14 protein-coding genes and 1 riboswitch are annotated in these 16,138 nt (G+C 64.7%); of the genes, 7 read left to right on the top strand and 7 right to left on the bottom strand.

Annotated features, from left to right (window positions below):
- The first annotated feature begins 15 nt into the window (after window positions 1-15).
- Window positions 16-1,167 (top strand): acyl-CoA dehydrogenase family protein, encoded by a 1,152-nt coding sequence (locus ACIP1G_RS18155; RefSeq protein WP_400739510.1) that lies wholly within the window; start codon window positions 16-18, stop codon window positions 1,165-1,167.
- A 155-nt stretch (window positions 1,168-1,322) separates the two neighbouring features.
- Here ACIP1G_RS18155 and ACIP1G_RS18150 read toward each other — a convergent pair whose 3' ends face one another.
- Window positions 1,323-2,255: a LysR family transcriptional regulator gene (locus tag ACIP1G_RS18150; RefSeq protein ID WP_400739507.1), complete on the bottom strand. Its 933-nt coding sequence runs from the start codon at window positions 2,253-2,255 to the stop codon at window positions 1,323-1,325.
- Window positions 2,256-2,380: 125 nt separating this feature from the next.
- Between ACIP1G_RS18150 and ACIP1G_RS18145 the strand changes: the two genes are divergently transcribed.
- Window positions 2,381-2,644: a DUF2790 domain-containing protein gene (locus tag ACIP1G_RS18145; protein WP_400739504.1), complete on the top strand. Its 264-nt coding sequence runs from the start codon at window positions 2,381-2,383 to the stop codon at window positions 2,642-2,644.
- 1 nt (window position 2,645) lies between these two features.
- On the opposite strand, the gene ACIP1G_RS18140 is transcribed toward ACIP1G_RS18145, so the two are convergent.
- Entirely contained in the window at window positions 2,646-3,338 is a 693-nt protein-coding gene (locus ACIP1G_RS18140) for a tRNA (adenine(22)-N(1))-methyltransferase (RefSeq protein WP_400739502.1), read from the bottom strand.
- Between the two features lie 136 nt (window positions 3,339-3,474).
- Between ACIP1G_RS18140 and ACIP1G_RS18135 the strand changes: the two genes are divergently transcribed.
- Both ACIP1G_RS18135 and ACIP1G_RS18130 read left to right on the top strand, forming a co-directional pair.
- Complete coding sequence (locus tag ACIP1G_RS18135; protein WP_400739500.1) at window positions 3,475-3,855, top strand: RidA family protein; 381 nt, start codon at window positions 3,475-3,477, stop codon at window positions 3,853-3,855.
- A 250-nt stretch (window positions 3,856-4,105) separates the two neighbouring features.
- A complete protein-coding gene (locus ACIP1G_RS18130; RefSeq protein WP_400739497.1) occupies window positions 4,106-6,106 on the top strand; it encodes a U32 family peptidase in 2,001 nt (666 codons plus the stop codon).
- Window positions 6,107-6,250: 144 nt separating this feature from the next.
- Here the strand turns inward: ACIP1G_RS18130 and ACIP1G_RS18125 are convergent, their stop codons facing one another.
- The gene (locus ACIP1G_RS18125; protein ID WP_400739495.1) at window positions 6,251-7,576 is read right to left on the bottom strand and encodes a sigma 54-interacting transcriptional regulator; all 1,326 of its coding nucleotides are present in this window, start codon (window positions 7,574-7,576) and stop codon (window positions 6,251-6,253) included.
- A gap of 343 nt (window positions 7,577-7,919) precedes the next feature.
- On the opposite strand from ACIP1G_RS18125, the gene ACIP1G_RS18120 reads away from it, so the two are divergent.
- On the top strand, window positions 7,920-8,186 hold the full coding sequence (locus tag ACIP1G_RS18120; RefSeq protein WP_400739493.1) for a hypothetical protein: 267 nt from the start codon (window positions 7,920-7,922) through the stop codon (window positions 8,184-8,186).
- A 106-nt stretch (window positions 8,187-8,292) separates the two neighbouring features.
- On the opposite strand, the gene ACIP1G_RS18115 is transcribed toward ACIP1G_RS18120, so the two are convergent.
- From ACIP1G_RS18115 to cobW, 4 genes are all read right to left on the bottom strand, one after another.
- Window positions 8,293-8,850, bottom strand: a complete 558-nt coding sequence (locus ACIP1G_RS18115; protein WP_400739667.1) for a VWA domain-containing protein — start codon at window positions 8,848-8,850, stop codon at window positions 8,293-8,295.
- A 110-nt stretch (window positions 8,851-8,960) separates the two neighbouring features.
- Window positions 8,961-9,974: an ATP-binding protein gene (locus ACIP1G_RS18110; RefSeq protein ID WP_400739490.1), complete on the bottom strand. Its 1,014-nt coding sequence runs from the start codon at window positions 9,972-9,974 to the stop codon at window positions 8,961-8,963.
- Window position 9,975: 1 nt separating this feature from the next.
- Window positions 9,976-13,737: a cobaltochelatase subunit CobN gene (cobN, locus tag ACIP1G_RS18105; RefSeq protein ID WP_400739488.1), complete on the bottom strand. Its 3,762-nt coding sequence runs from the start codon at window positions 13,735-13,737 to the stop codon at window positions 9,976-9,978.
- A gap of 3 nt (window positions 13,738-13,740) precedes the next feature.
- Complete coding sequence (gene cobW, locus ACIP1G_RS18100) at window positions 13,741-14,808, bottom strand: cobalamin biosynthesis protein CobW (RefSeq protein WP_400739485.1); 1,068 nt, start codon at window positions 14,806-14,808, stop codon at window positions 13,741-13,743.
- Window positions 14,809-14,907: 99 nt separating this feature from the next.
- Window positions 14,908-15,126, bottom strand: a riboswitch (cobalamin riboswitch).
- Between the two features lie 101 nt (window positions 15,127-15,227).
- On the opposite strand from cobW, the gene ACIP1G_RS18095 reads away from it, so the two are divergent.
- Window positions 15,228-15,605: a glyoxalase superfamily protein gene (locus ACIP1G_RS18095; RefSeq protein ID WP_400739483.1), complete on the top strand. Its 378-nt coding sequence runs from the start codon at window positions 15,228-15,230 to the stop codon at window positions 15,603-15,605.
- Window positions 15,602-15,961 (top strand): hypothetical protein, encoded by a 360-nt coding sequence (locus ACIP1G_RS18090; protein ID WP_400739481.1) that lies wholly within the window; start codon window positions 15,602-15,604, stop codon window positions 15,959-15,961. Before ACIP1G_RS18095 ends, ACIP1G_RS18090 begins: the two co-directional genes overlap by 4 nt.
- The last annotated feature ends 177 nt before the right edge of the window (window positions 15,962-16,138 follow it).

The raw sequence follows: 16,138 nt of genomic DNA, 5'->3' as shown, positions 1-16,138 counted from the left end.
CCCGGGAGTACACAGATGCAAGACCTGGAACTGAGCGAAGAACAGATCATGATCCGCGACATGGCCCGGGACTTTGCCCGTGGCGAGATCGCTCCGCATGCCCAGGCCTGGGAAAAGGCCGGCTGGATCGATGACGGCGTGGTGCGCAAGATGGGCGAGCTGGGCCTGCTGGGCATGGTGGTGCCGGAAGACTTTGGCGGCAGCTACACCGACTACGTCGCCTACGCCTTGGCAGTGGAAGAAATCGCCGCCGGTTGCGGCGCCACCGGGGCGATGATGAGCATCCACAACTCGGTGGGCTGCGGCCCGCTGCTGGCCTACGGCACTGCCGAGCAACAGCAGCAGTGGCTGCCGCGCCTGGCCACAGGCGAGGTGATTGGCTGCTTCTGCCTGACCGAGCCGCAGGCCGGCTCCGAAGCACACAACCTTCGCACCCGCGCCGAGTTGGTGGATGGCCAGTGGGTGATCAACGGCGCCAAGCAGTTCGTCAGCAATGCCCGCCGTGCCGGCTTGGCCATCGTCTTTGCAGTAACCGACCCGGAGCTGGGCAAAAAGGGCCTGTCGGCGTTCCTGGTGCCTACCGACAACCCGGGCTTCAAGGTTGACCGCAGCGAGCACAAGATGGGCATCCGTGCCTCCGACACCTGCGCGGTCACCTTCGACAACTGCCGTATCCCTGCTGCCAATATGCTGGGTGAGCGTGGCAAGGGCCTGGCAATCGCCCTGTCCAACCTTGAAGGCGGCCGTATCGGCATTGCGGCCCAGGCCTTGGGCATCGCCCGTGCCGCGTTCGAGGCGGCGCTGGTTTATTCGCGCGATCGCGTGCAGTTTGGCAAACCGATCAATGAGCACCAGAGCATCGCCAACCTGCTGGCCGACATGCAAGTGCAGGTGAATGCCGCGCGCCTACTGATTTTGCATGCGGCGCGCCTGCGCAGCGCCGGCAAGCCATGCCTGTCGGAGGCTTCACAGGCCAAGCTGTTTGCCTCGGAAATGGCCGAGCGGGTGTGTTCGATGGCGATCCAGGTGCATGGCGGCTATGGCTACCTGGAGGATTATCCGGTGGAGCGCTATTACCGCGATGCGCGTATTACCCAGATCTATGAAGGGTCGAGCGAGATCCAGCGCATGCTGATTGCGCGGGAGTTGAAGCACTATCCCCTCTAAATGCTGACGCCATCCCTGTAGGAGCAGCCTTGTGCTGCGAAAGGGCCCGCATGCCAGAAGTTGAATTGTGGCAGTGAGTGCCTCTTCGCAGCACAAGGCTGCTCCTACAGGGAATTGGGACAGCCTGGGAAATGCAACACAACAGTTGTCCTGCCTCAGCGCCAATACCGCGCATCATCCACCACCCTGGCATGCCCCTCGAACAGCGCTGGCAGCTGCTCCTTGAGGTAGTCGATCCAGGTGCGCACCTTGGCATCCAGGTAATGCCGTGACGGGTACATCGCATACAGCGCACTTTCCCTCAGCCGATACGGCGCCAGCAGGCGGCACAAGCGCCCCTGCTCGATCGCCTGGCTGGCGGTATAGAACGGTAGCAAGCCAATGCCCATGCCCAATTCGCTGGCCACCAGCATGGCGTCGGCGACGTTGGTGGAGAAACTGTCGTTCGGTGCGATCACACACTGGTCAACCCCTTGCGGGAACACCCAGTCGCCTTCATACATCGGGTAAGCCATGCGCAGGCAGCGGTGGTTGTGCAAGTCTTCGGGTCGCTCCGGTACACCATGGGCTTCCAGGTACCCGGGCGCCGCGCAGGGAATACTGAAAATGTTGCCCAGCGGAACGGCGATCAGCTGCGAATCCGGCAACGCGCCGTCAACGGTAATCACCACGTCATGCCCTTCGGCCAACGGGTCAGGGTTGCGCTGGGACAGGGTCAGCTCGATCACCACCTCCGGGCACAGGGCGTTATAGCCAGCCACCAGCGGCATCAGCAACAGACCCAGGCCGTGCGGGCAATGCAAACGCAGGCGGCCACGCGGCGTGAGGTGCGCGCCACGGGCTTCGCCTACCGCCTCTTCGGTCAGCAGCATGATCTGCCGCGCCCGCTCAAGAAACCGCTCGCCCGCCTCGCTCATGCGCAAGCGCCGGGTAGTGCGGTGCAGCAGGCGGGTCTGTAGCTGGTTCTCCAGCTCGGCAACAATGCGCGAAACCTGCGCCGCAGAAATGTCCAAGGCATTGGCGGCCGCAGCGAAGCTGCCACATTCCACCACACGGGCGAAGGTTCGCATGGCATGCAGCATGTCCATGAAGGTGTGCTCCTTGTTCGGTCTTATTGTTGCGTTAGAGGCAGGAATCTATCACGAGTTAGCCCATTTATTGTGGATGACCAATGAATGGATCATTAGCCATACATTTAAAAAAGGAGCCTGCCATGAAACGTTCGATCGCTGTCCTTGCCGTTGCTGCCACCCTCGTCTCGTTCGGTGCCTTGGCCGACGCCGGTAAAAACCAGCCGGTCAGCAGCAGCAACTACGAATACGGCATGCCGCTGGACGTGGCCAAAGTCATCTCCATCACCCCGGCCAGCAACGCCGTCGACTGCCAAGTTGGCACCGCACATATGGTGTATGTCGACCACCAGGGCCAGAAGCGCGAAGTCGACTACCGCGAAATGGGCAATTGCTCGCAGCAGTGAGTCACGCCAGCACCTGGGTGATCCAGCCAACCTGTTGGTTGAAGTCGTCGATTTTCGCTTGAGGCACCGCATCGCGGGCCCGCTGGAAGTTGGCCAGGGTCTGCTGCTTCTGCCGTAGCATGCGCCGCCACTTGACCATGAACGCCTCGCTTTTCTCCTGCATCAGCACCGGGCCGAAGTACAGCTGTTCAGCGCTATAGGCCACCCCGCCCGGCTCGGCGACGATGATCTCGTAGTCGAAGCGGTTTTCCCGCAGCAGTTCTTCGCTGACGATCTGGTAACCGTTGCCCGCCAGCCACTGGCGCAAATCGCGCTCGGCGCCATTGGGCTGCAGCACCAGGCGCGTGACGCCGCCCAAGCGCTGCTTGCCGGCTTCAAGGATCTCGCACATGGTTTCGCCGCCCATGCCGCACATGCTCACCACCGAGATACGGTCTTGAGGCTCGAGCGCGGCCAGGCCATCGGCCAGGCGCACGGTGACGCGATCCTCCAGCCCGTTCCGGCGCACAGTGCGCTGCGCCGAAGCGAACGGCGTTTGCGCCACCTCGCCGGCCACCCCAGCCTCGATCACGCCACGCAGCATCAAGGCCACCGGCAGAAAGCCATGATCCGAGCCAATGTCGGCCAGGCGCGCGCCCTGCGGCACATGGGCTGCCACACGCTCCAGGCGCCTGGACAAAGTCTGTTCGTTCAACGTAAACCCCTGGTTTTGCAATCGGGCGCGATTTTGACGGCGAACGCCGCGCATTTCAAACATTGGGCACCCTCGACCCGACCGGTGTGCTCGCGTAGGCTTGCCGCTTTCCTTCCGTTGCAAGGCAAAACACACCATGGCAAATGCAGACATCACCTACACCCCGGACCCGGACGCCGAGTCGATTTCGTCCGACGTCGCCGAGTACAACGGCGTGCTGGTCAGCACGCAGATCCCGACCCGCGCCGATGGCAGCCTGGAGCTGGGCGGCATCGTCGAGCAGAGCGAATGCACCCTGCAGGCATTGAAAGTGGCGCTGGAGAAAGCCGGCAGCGGTATGGACCGTGTGCTGCACCTGACCATCTACCTGACCGACATGGCCGACCGTGCGGCGTTCAACGAGGTGTACCAGCGCTTCTTCAGCAAGCCTTGGCCGGTGCGCGCTGCGGTGGGCGTGGCTTCGCTGGCAATCGAAGGCATGCGCGTGGAAGTGACTGCGATGGCTGCCAAGCGCTGACTTGAAGATCGAGCGCGATACCTGTGGGAGCGGGTTTACCCGCGAAAAAGGCGACGCAGTGCATGGCACCGGCTACGCCGGTGTTCGCGGCTGAAGCCGCTCCTACAGGGTTCCGGGTGGGCTGCGAAATCTGCGATTGACCACCATGCCGGCACCGCAAGCCTGCCCACCCGGCACTCCAATGATGCCGCCAGCCCGTTTCGCCGCTACAATGCCCGCCTAAACCGTGACAGCCCGAAAATATAACGACATGTCCCTTCCAAAGAATCACCTGGAACTGCTCAGCCCTGCCCGTGACGTGGCCATCGCCCGTGAGGCGATCCTGCACGGCGCTGATGCCATCTACATCGGCGGCCCGAGCTTTGGCGCGCGCCATAACGCCTGTAACGAAGTCAGCGATATCGCCGAACTGGTCGAGTTCGCCCATCGCTACCATGCACGCGTGTTTACCACCATCAACACCATCCTCCACGACAACGAGCTGGAGCCAGCACGCAAGCTGATCCACCAGCTGTACGACGCTGGTGTCGATGCGCTGATCGTGCAGGACCTGGGGGTGATGGAGCTGGACATCCCGCCAATCGAGCTGCATGCCAGTACCCAGACCGACATCCGTACCCTGGAGCGGGCCAAGTTCCTCGACCAGGCCGGCTTCTCGCAGCTGGTCCTGGCGCGTGAGCTGAACCTGCAGCAAATTCGCACCATCGCCGCCGAAACCGATGCTGCCATCGAGTTCTTCATCCACGGCGCGCTGTGCGTGGCCTTCTCTGGCCAGTGCAACATCTCCCATGCGCAGACTGGCCGCAGCGCCAACCGTGGCGACTGCTCGCAAGCCTGCCGCCTGCCCTACACCCTGAAGGATGACCAGGGCCGCGTGGTGGCGTTCGAAAAGCACCTGCTGTCGATGAAGGACAACAACCAGACCGCCAACCTGGCCGACCTGGTGGATGCCGGCGTGCGTTCGTTCAAGATCGAGGGCCGTTACAAGGACATGGGCTATGTGAAGAACATCACCGCCCACTACCGCAAAGAGCTCGACGCCATCCTCGAAGGCCGCCCGCAGTATGCCCGCGCCTCCAGCGGCCGTACCGAGCACTTCTTCCTGCCCGACCCGGATAAAACCTTCCACCGTGGCAGCACCGACTATTTCGTCACCGACCGCAAGGTGGATATCGGCGCCTTCGACTCGCCAACCTTCACCGGCCTGCCGGTGGGCGTGGTGGAAAAGGTCGGCAAACGTGACATGCAAGTGGTCACCGATGTGCCGCTGACCAACGGCGACGGCCTGAATGTGCTGGTAAAGCGTGAGGTGGTGGGCTTCCGCGCCAACATCGCCGAGCCGCGTGGCGAGTTCGATGAAGACGGTCACAAGCGCTACCGCTACCGTGTAGAACCTAACGAAATGCCCGAAGGCCTGCACAAGCTGCGGCCCAACCACCCGCTGTCGCGCAACCTCGACCACAACTGGCAGCAGGCCCTGCAACGCACCTCGTCCGAGCGCCGGGTTGCCGTTGAGTGGCACGCGGTACTGCGCGAGCAGCGCCTGATGCTGACCCTGAGCAGTGAAGAAGGCGTGAGCGTGCAGGTGGCCCTGGAAGGCCCGTTCGGCGCAGCCAACAAGCCGCAACAGGCGCTGGAGCAATTGCACGACCTGCTCGGCCAGCTGGGCACCACGATGTACCACGCCGACAGCATCGAGCTGGATGCCCCGCAGGCGTACTTCATCCCCAACTCGCAGCTCAAGGCCCTGCGCCGCGAAGCCATCGAGGCGCTGACTGCCGCACGTGTGCAGGCGCACCCGCGTGGTGGGCGCAAGGCCGAGACCACGCCGCCGCCGGTGTACCCCGAGTCGCACCTGTCCTTCCTGGCCAACGTGTACAACCAGAAGGCCCGCGACTTCTACCACCGCCACGGCGTGCAGCTGATCGACGCGGCTTACGAGGCCCATGAAGAGCACGGTGAAGTGCCGGTGATGATCACCAAGCACTGCCTGCGCTTCTCCTTCAACTTGTGCCCCAAGCAGGCCAAGGGCGTGACTGGCGTGCGTACCAAGGTGGCACCGATGCAGCTGATTCAGGGTGACGAAGTGCTGACCCTGAAGTTTGACTGCAAGCCGTGCGAAATGCATGTGATCGGCAAGATGAAGAACCACATCATCGACCTGCCGACCCCAGGCAGCGCGGTGGCCCAGGTGGTCGGGCATATCAGCCCGGAAGACTTGCTGAAGACCATTGCGCGCGGGCCGCATTGATCTTCTTTAGCCTGTAAGGGCCCTTTCGCGGCTAAAGCCGCTCTTACAGGGACCGCGCTGCCCTCGCGGCCTGCGCGGTACTTGTAGGAGCGGCTTTAGCCGCGAACACCGGCGCAGCCGGTGCCAGCGCTTCGGTAGGGCTGGTCAGCGTATCTGGTGTTTGTGCAGCAACCGATAAAACGTCGGCCGCGAAATGCCCAGCACCTTGGCCGCCACACTCAGGTTGTCGCTGTGCCGGTTGAGCACATCGCACAGCGCTTGGCGCTCGGCACGGTGCTTGTACTCTTCCAGCGTGCCCAGCGGCTGCTGCTCCTGGCCAAGGGTTTGCAAACCGAGGTCTTGCGCCTCGATCTGCCGCCCTTCAGCCAGCACCAGCCCGCGGCGCACCCGGTTGGCCAGCTCGCGCACATTGCCCGGCCAGTCATGCCGGCCCATGGCCGCCAGGGCATGGTCGCTGAACGAGCGCGGCCGGCGCCCGGTTTCCAGGCTGTAGAATTGGGCAAAGTGGCTGGCCAGCATCGACAAGTCACCATGCCGGTCGCGTAACGGCGCAGTCACCACTTGCAACACGTTCAGGCGGTAATACAGGTCTTCGCGAAAGCGCCCTTGCTCGATGGCCCTTTCCAGGTCCACATGGGTGGCCGCCAGTACTCGCACATCCACCGGGATTGGCTGGCTGCCGCCAACCCGCTCGATGTGCTTCTCCTGCAGAAAGCGCAGCAGGTTGGCCTGCAGCTCCAGCGGCAGGTCACCGATTTCATCAAGGAACAGCGTGCCGCCATGGGCCGCTTCGATGCGCCCGGCCTTGCGCTGGTGGGCACCGGTGAATGCCCCCTTTTCATGGCCAAACAGCTCAGACTGAATCAGGTGCTCGGGGATCGCCCCGCAGTTGATGGCGATGAACGGCTGCTCGCTGCGTTGCGACTGGCGATGCAGTGTGCGCGCCACCAGTTCCTTGCCGGTGCCGCTTTCGCCGCGGATCAACACCGGCGACTCGGTGGGCGCCAACTTGCCCAGCAACTTGCGCAACTCGCGAATCGGGCGGCTTTCGCCGAGCAACTCGTGGCTCGCTTCATCTACCTTGACGGCGCCCTTGCCACGCAGGCGCGCCATGCCGAAGGCGCGGCCAAGGGTGACCTGCACCCGCGAGACGTCGAACGGCAAGGTGTGGAAGTCGAAGAACCATTCACAGACGAAATCGCCGAACGCCGGCATGCGCAGCTGTTCGGCGCTGAGTACGGCGATCCATTCGGTGTTGCTGCGCTTGATCATGTCCTTGACTGCGTCCGGGTGCCTCAGGTGCGAAGCCTGCAAACGCAACAGGCCCACATCACAAGGATGATCCAGCGCGGCCCCGAGCATACAGCTGTCCACGTCCCAGCCGGCGTTGTGCAGGCCGGGCAATAAACGGTGGCAGTCATCGCACGGGTCGACGATGAGCAAACGGCGTTGGGCGGCAGGCTGCTGCATGACCAATCCTTGGCGCCAGTTTTTGGTTTTTTGAAGTAAAACAGCAAGTTGTGGCGCCCAATTAACAGTAGCAACGAAGTTGACGGTTCCCAGTACCGTCTGTCTGCCGAAGCATTTTTTTACAAAGCGTCACGGGAATTTTCGCACTTTATCGACATCACATGGCGGCGCAGGCAAGAACGGAATCGACCCTGACAAAAATTTTTACACCTGACGTGTGACTTGCCCCCGGACAACGAGCATCAGTACACATAACCCCGCGCTGCACATCGCGATATAAAGAGGCGACTTTGAAGCAACGCGGACTTTACTTCGATGTTTGGGACCATAGAGAGACCGAACCATGAATGCCCCGCTCCGTGTCAACGAAGCACTGCTGATTGCCGACCACGCCTTCGAACCTTTCCAGTGCGTAGCCTGGGATGCACCCAATGGTACTGGTGAACTGAGCCTGGCAGTGATCGACCGGACCAGCACCCGCATCGGCGCCAAGCAAGTGTCCTCGCGTATCTATTCCGACCCGGCCCAGTGGGCCAGCCTGATCGAGGAAGTGCGCGCCGAACTGTGCGAAAAAGGTTACGCCCTGCAACCGTGGTCGATGCCAAAATAATATTGGCCGGCACACCAAGTGCGTGCAGCAGCACGCACTTGTAAAACTTCATAGTTGCTGTCCTGGCAACTTTTCACATTGCGACATAGTGTCGCGCCCAGCCGCTTCAATCCACTACCTTGAACTGTTGCAAGTGCTGGTAATCGGCCTGCAGTTGTTCTGCCAGACGCTGTGCGCGCCCCAGACGCACCGGCGCCAGTTCCATATCCACCAGCAACGTGGCGCAAGGCATCGGTTGCACGGCGTTGCAGTGCTGCAGGCGGCCGTCGGTAAACACCAGGCAGCGCACAACTTCTTGTGGATGAGCCCGTTGCCGCGCCTGCAGCCAGTGCCGGGCCTGCTCAAGGGCTGCGAGCAATGGCGTCCCCCCACCTGCCCCCAAAGCCTGTAGCCAGGGCTGCAACGCGGCCGAAGCCTTCAGGCCGTGGCGCTGCCATTGTGGCGTGCGCCCGCTGGCAGTCAGCAGGGCCAAGCGGGCGCGCTGGCGATAGGCCTGGTCGAACAGTGTCGCCAGCAACCCTTTGGTTTGGGCCAGGGCCTGATGGCGACGCGTCGAGGCCGAAGCGTCGACGATCACCAGCCATAGCTCTGCGGGTTTGCCTTGGCGTTGCTGCCAGCACAAATCCTGGCGTTGGCGTGGGCGCCCCTTGAGCAAGGTCGGCAGCCAGGCTACCCGGCCGGCCGCCGCATTGCGCGCGCGGCCACGGCTGGTACCCTGCTGCTTGCCTGTGCCCGCTTTGGCATCCGCCCCTGTGGCAGGTGGCTGGGGGATGCTCAGGGCTTTTTTGCCCAGTTTGGCACCTCGCGGCGGGCACCGCTGGCCACCGGCTGCGCCGGCAATGCCCCCCAGTCGCCCTGCCCGCCCTGTTCGCCAGGGCTGTTGGCGCCTTGCTGAGCGGGCTGCTGCTCAGGCTGCGATGGCGGGTTGGTCTGGGGCGAAACGCGGCGGCGATGGCGCAAGGCAAACTCGGCCACTGCCTCGACATCGGCTTCTTCGATGGCAGCTGCACCGCGCCAGGCGCAGTGGGCACGCGCTGCGCGCAACCACACCAGGTCGGCACGCAGGCCATCCACGCCAGCGGCGTAACAGCGCTCGGTGATCCAGGCCAGCGCCTGGTCATCCAGGGCAATGCTGGCAAGGGCGTGGCGCGCCGCCTGGCAGCGCTCGCGCAATTGTGCCTGCGCCTGTGCCCATTGCACGCAGAAGGCCTGCGGGTCATTGTCAAAAGCCAGGCGACGGCGAATGATCTGCTGCCGCGCTGCGGGCTCGGGCAACCCCTCCAGCGCCACATTCAAGCCAAACCGGTCAAGGAGCTGCGGGCGCAGCTCGCCCTCTTCCGGGTTCATGGTGCCGATCAGTACGAAGCGGGCACTGTGCCGGTGCGAGATGCCGTCGCGCTCGATGCGGTTGGTGCCGCTGGCGGCCACGTCGAGCAACAGGTCGACCAGGGTATCGGGCAACAGGTTGACCTCATCGACGTACAGCACGCCACCGTCGGCCTGCGCCAGCACGCCCGGGGAAAACTGCGCCTTGCCCTGCCCTAGCGCGGCATCCAGGTCGAGGGTGCCGACCAGCCGTTCTTCACTGGCGCCCAGTGGCAAGGTGACGAACGGGCCTTCGCCAAGCAGGTCGGCCAGGCCGCGGGCCAGGGTGCTCTTGGCCATGCCACGCGGCCCTTCGATCAGCACACCGCCAATCTTGGGGTCGATGGCGGTCAGGCACAGCGCCAGCTTCAGGTCGTCAGCCCCGACCACGGCAGCCAGCGGAAATTGTACGGGTTCACTCATTTCAAGCCTGTTCCTCGCCGTCGAGCAGCTGTTCCTCAAGGGCTTCGCGGTAATCACCCGGCGCCTGCCACAGGCCGCGCTGCTGGGCCTCCAGCAGGCGCTCGGTAAGATCGCGCAGGGCCTCAGGGTTGTGCTCGCGCATGAAATCGCGGGTTGCCGGGTCGAGCACGTAGGCATCGGCCAGCCCCTGGTAATGATGGTCGTCGATCAGGTGCGTGGTGGCGTCGAAGGCGAACAGGTTGTCGACCGTCGCCGCCATCTCGAAGGCGCCCTTGTAGCCGTGGCGCTTGACCCCGTCGAGCCACTTCGGGTTCAGCGCGCGGGCGCGGATGACCCGGTTGAGTTCTTCCTTCAGGGTACGGATGCGCGGCCGGTCGGCCTGGCTGTGGTCGCCATGGTAGCTGGCCACGCCAGCCCCGCTCAGGGTTTCCGACGCTGCCAGCATGCCGCCCTGGAACTGGTAGTAGTCGTTGGAATCGAGCAGGTCATGCTCGTGGTTGTCCTGGTTCTGCAGCACCGCCTGCACCTTGGCCAGGCGCTGGGCGAACTGGGCGCGGGCCGGGGTGCCGTCGTCACTGGCGCCGTAGGCATAGCCGCCGTGGTTCAGGTAGACCTCGGCCAGGTCTTCGCGACTGTGCCACAGGCGGCCGTCGATGGCGTTCTGCACCCCGGCACCGTAGGCACCGGGTTTGGCGCCGAACACTCGCCAACCGGCCTGGCGTGCGGCCTGCTCGGCGTCCACGCCTTGTGCCTGCAACGCGGCCCGCTCACTGCGCACACGGGCAGCCAGGGGGTTGAGGTCGTCGGGTTCGTCCAGCGCGGCCACGGCCTGCACGGCGGCATCAAACAGGCGGATCAGGTTGCCGAAGGCGTCGCGGAAAAAGCCAGAAACGCGCAAGGTCACGTCCACCCGCGGGCGGTCGAGCAGGCTCAATGGCAGGATTTCGAAGTCGTCGACGCGCTGGCTGCCGGTGGCCCACACCGGTCGTACGCCCATCAGCGCCATGGCCTGGGCGATGTCGTCGCCGCCGGTGCGCATGGTCGCCGTGCCCCACACCGACAAGCCCAGCTGGCGCAGGTGGTCGCCGTGGTCCTGCAAGTGGCGTTCAAGAATCAGGTTGGCCGAGGCGAAGCCCAGGCGCCAGGCCGTGGTGGTGGGCAGGTTGCGCACGTCCACGGTATAGAAGTTGCGGCCGGTGGGCAGCACGTCGAGGCGTCCACGGCTGGGCGCGCCACTGGGGCCAGCCGGCACGAAACGCCCGGCCAGCGCCGCCAGCAGGCCATTCATTTCGGCGGGGCCGCAGGCGTCAAGGCCGGGTGCCACCGCGTCGCGCAGGGCCTGTACGACGTCGTGCACCGGTTGCCATTCGCTCTGGTCGGGCAACTGTGCTGCGCCACTTAACGCCTGCTCGATCACCTGCAGCGACAACAGCTCCAGGCGCTCGCGGGTATCGCCACAGGTGCGCCAAGGCTCGCTGCTCACGGCCTGCAGCTGCTCAGGGCGTGCGCCCTGCCACGGCTGGCCAAGTTCGCAATCGAGCGGGTCGAAGCCCGGCACCAGCGCCTTGGCCAGGGCCCGCAGCAGGCTGGCATTGCCGCCACGACCGTCGCCACGCTCGACGCGCACCAGCGCCAGCAGGGTATCCAGGCGCAGCCGCCCCCCAGGTGACTCGCCGAATACATGCAGGCCATCGCGAATCTGCGATTCCTTGAGGTCGCACAGGTAGGTATCCAGCCGTGGCAGCCACACGGCGGCATCGTCCAGCTGCCCTTCCAGCTGCAGCTCACGGTCGATGTGGTTGGCCTTGACCAGTTCGAGGATATCGCGCTGCAACTCGCGGGCACGCCGTGGGTCGAGCAGCTGCGCTTCGTAGAACTCGTCGGCCAGCTGTTCCAGGTGGCGCAGCGGGCCATAGGTTTCGGCGCGGGTCAGCGGCGGCATCAGGTGGTCGATGATCACTGCCTGGGTGCGGCGCTTGGCCTGGGCGCCCTCGCCCGGGTCGTTGACGATGAACGGGTAGATGTTCGGCAGCGGGCCGAGCAAGGCGTCCGGCCAGCACTGGGCCGACAGCCCGACGCCCTTGCCGGGCAGCCACTCAAGGTTGCCGTGCTTGCCGACGTGGATCACCGCATCGGCGGCGAAGGCATGGCGCAGCCAGAAGTGGAACGCCAGGTAGCCGTGCGGCGGCACCAGGTCTGGGTCGTGGTACACCGCACTCGGGTCTACCTGGTAGCCCCGTGCCGGTTGGATGCCGACGAAGGTCAGGCCAAAGCGCAGGCCGGCGACCATCAGCCGGCCACTGCGGTACATCGGGTCCTGCTCGGGCGACCCCCAGCGCTCCAGCACCGCTTGGCGGTTGGCCTCGGGCAAGCGTTCGAACGCAGCCTGGTAGTCGGCCAGGCTCAGGCTCTGCGCGCAGGGGCGCTGGTCGAGGTGGTCGAGGTCGTTGGTCACGCCGCCAAGCAGCTGGTGGATCAGTTGCGTGCCACTGCCCGGCAACTCGGCCAGCGGATAGCCCTCGGCCTGCAGCGCCTTGAGGATGTTCAACGCGGCTGCTGGTGTGTCCAGGCCGACGCCGTTGCCAATGCGGCCATCCCGGGTCGGGTAGTTCGCCAACACCAGCGCTACGCGTTTCTGGGCATTCGGCAGGCGCGCCAGCTCGACCCAGCGGCGGGCCAGTTCGGCGACGAAATCCATGCGTTCGGGGTGAGCGCGGTAGCAGACCACGTCGGACTGGCTGCGCTCGCTGCGCCAGGCCATGTCCTTGAAACTGACCGGGCGGGTGATGATGCGCCCGTCCAGCTCGGGCAAGGCAATGTGCATGGCCAGGTCGCGCGCACCCAGGCCCTGGTCGCTGGCTTCCCAGCCGGGCTGGTTGTCTTGCGCGCAGATGGCCTGCAACACCGGGATGTCGCGGCGGAACGGGCGCAGGTTGGGGCGTTCGGGGCTGGACAGGGCAAAGCCGGTGGTATTGACCAGCACCTCGGCGCCGACCTCGTCCAGCCAGGCTTCGACCTGCTCCAGGCAGGCACTTTCCTTGAGGCTGGCCACGGCGATCGGCAACGGGTTCAGCCCGGCGGCCAGCAGGCGCTGGCAGAATACGTCGATGAATGCGGTGTTGGCCGCCTGCAAGTGCGAGCGGTAGAACAGCAGCGGCGCCACCGGGTGCTCAGGGTGCCACTGCGGGTACCAGTCTTCGAGCGTGGCGCTGCCCTTGGCCGGGTGATACACCGCAGTGCGCGGCAAGGGCTGCGGCTCGTCCCAGGTATAGTCGCGGCCCAGCCATTGGTTGGCCAGGCAGTTGAACAGGTTGATGGCGTTGGCCTTGCCGCCCTGGCGCAGGTAGTGCCAGAGGCGCTCGGCCTGTTCACCGCTGACAGTGCCCAGGCTGGTCAGCTCTGGGTCCGGGCGGTCGTCGCCCGGCACCAGGATCAGCTGCACGCCACGGGCGGCCAGCTCGACCAGTTGCTCGACACCATAGCGCCAGTAGCCGACGCCACCGTGCAACGACACCAGAATGACCTTGGCATGGCGCAGCACTTCGTCAATGTAAAGGTCGACCGAGGCGTGGTTCTGCACCTGCATCGGGTTGGCCAGGCGCAGGCTGGGGAAGTCTTCGGGCAATTGCTCGGCGGTATCGGCGAGCAATGCCAGGTGCGAATCGCCGCTGCAGAGAATCACCAGCTCGGCGGGTGTCTGGCCGAGGTCGGCAATGCTGTCATCCGGCACGAAGCCGCCGGGCTGGGTCCGCAGCAGGTGCATGGGTCAGGCGCCCAGGGCCTGGCGCAGGCGCGCTTCCAGCTGGGCCGCATCCAGGTCCTGGCCGATCAGCACCAGGCGGGTGATGCGCGGCTCGTCGGCGCGCCAGGCGCGATCGAAGTGCTTGTCGAAACGGGTACCCACGCCTTGCACCAGCAGGCGCATCGGCTTGCCCGGGATGGCCGCGAAGCCTTTGGCGCGCAGGATGCCGAATTCCACAACCAACTGGGTCAGGGCGTCGAGCAGCAGGCTTTCGTCGGCTTCCGGCAGGTCGATGGAGATGGAGTCGAAGGCGTCGTGGTCATGATCGTCATGGTCGTCGCCGTCGTGGTGCGAATCGTGGTGGGTACGGCGGCCATCGATGTGCGCCTCGGATTCGGCACCCACGCCCAGCAGCACTGCCAGTGGCAGTTTGCCGCTGCTGGCCTCGATCACTTTCACCGCTGGCGGCAGTTCTTCGGCCACTTCGGCGCGGACCTTGGCCAGGCCTTCAGCGTCAATCAGGTCAGCCTTGTTCAGCACCACCAGGTCGGCGCTGGCCAACTGGTCGGCAAACAGCTCGTGCAGCGGCGATTCGTGGTCCAGGTTAGGGTCGAGCTTGCGCTGCGCATCGACCTGGTCCGGATAGGCGGCGAAGGTGCCGGCGGCCACGGCCGGGCTGTCGACCACGGTGATTACCGCGTCGACGGTGCAGGCGTTGCGGATTTCTGGCCACTGGAAGGCTTGCACCAGTGGTTTGGGCAGGGCCAGGCCACTGGTTTCGATGAGGATGTGGTCGAGGTCGCCACGGCGTGCCACCAGTTCGCGCATCACCGGGAAGAATTCTTCCTGCACGGTGCAGCACAGGCAGCCGTTGGCTAGCTCGTAGACCCGGCCGCTGGCTTCTTCTTCGGTGCAACCGATGCTGCATTGCTTGAGGATTTCGCCGTCGATACCCAGTTCGCCGAACTCGTTGACGATGACCGCGATGCGACGGCCCTGGGCGTTGTCGAGCATGTGGCGCAGCAAGGTGGTCTTGCCCGAGCCGAGGAAGCCGGTGACGATGGTAACGGGGAGCTTGGCCAGTGTTTTCATGTCGCATTGCCCTTGGCAGTGTGGCGCGGGCATGCAGGACGACAGCCGCGGGCCAGGCCGGCCGGGCTTGTTCGCCACCGGATCACCCCGCCCGGTTGAAAGTCGAAAACGTCACGAGGCAGGTCTCCTGGCTCGCACCGTTCCAGTTGCCAATGCTATATAAGCAGTGGGCTGGCGGGATGACGCCTTCCCGCGCGTTGGCGCAGTGGCTGTGTCGATCCGTTGTCGGTGCTTACAGTTGCGGGGGCAGCCGCGGCTTGTACCGCGTTCCCGTCTTAGCTTCGGCCTGGCCGAAGAACCTCGAAGTGGCAAGGCTACGCAGTGGCTGGCGGGTGGTCAACCATTGCCGCCGGGCCGGGCGACCACAAGCGGTGCAACTGGGTTACAGTGGCGCCTTCACTTACGGTCAAGGACGCCCCATGCCCCTCGCCCCCGCCATACCGGTACTGCGCATTTTCTCGGTCGACAAGGCCAGGGAGTTCTACCTCGACTTCCTTGGTTTCAGCGTCGACTGGGAGCACCGATTTAGCCCCGACCTGCCGTTGTACCTGCAGATTCACCGCGACGGCCTGATCCTGCACCTGTCCGAGCACCATGGCGATGCTTGCCCAGGCTCCACCGTGTTTGCCCGCATCGACGATTTGCGGGCGCTGGAGCGTGAGCTGCAGGATAAACAGTACGGTTACGCCCGACCCGAAGCCGAATGCCTGGACTGGGGCCTGCAGATGCAGGTGTACGACCCGTTCGGCAACCGCCTGCGCTTTTGCCAGCAGATAGATGACGAGGCCAACCCGTGAAGGCTATGGGCAAACGCGAAATGGCCCGGCTGGAGCGGGAACTGGTGGCGTGCCTGACTGAAGCCTGCGAAACCGCCAAGGCGGAAATCGTCGGTTTCAGCTGGCTTACCCATCGGCTTGACCCGGATAATTTTCCTGCCAGCCTGCGGATTACCTGGGTGTTCGAGCACGAAACCGACAAGACCGCTGCCGTGGCGGGTGACGCCAAGGCGCGCATGCTGGCGCTGACCAGCCTGGCGCTGGAGCAGGCCGGCATTACGCTGGACCATCCGGCCTGGCATGTGCGGTTTGACAGTGAAGAAGCCTGCCAGCGGAGCCACGGCGGCGACTGGGCCAAGCGCTTGATGGGGCGCTGAGCCCGGGGGCCTGGCGAAAGATTTGCAGCGCCTATGAGATCGAGCGCCGCCAGGTGTTCACCGCAACATTTTCAGCGCCTACGAGATCGAGCGCCGCCCGCGCGGCGCTTCGCGGCTAAAGCCGCTCCTACATTTGTTTCGGGCCAGTCCATCCTGTGCCAGGCGCGCGCGACCGCC

The sequence above is a fragment of the Pseudomonas sp. NPDC089392 genome (assembly GCF_044749595.1).
GTDB lineage: Bacteria > Pseudomonadota > Gammaproteobacteria > Pseudomonadales > Pseudomonadaceae > Aquipseudomonas.
The sequence above is the reverse complement of the archived record's forward strand: the minus strand, read 5'-3'. Positions and strand labels throughout refer to the sequence as shown.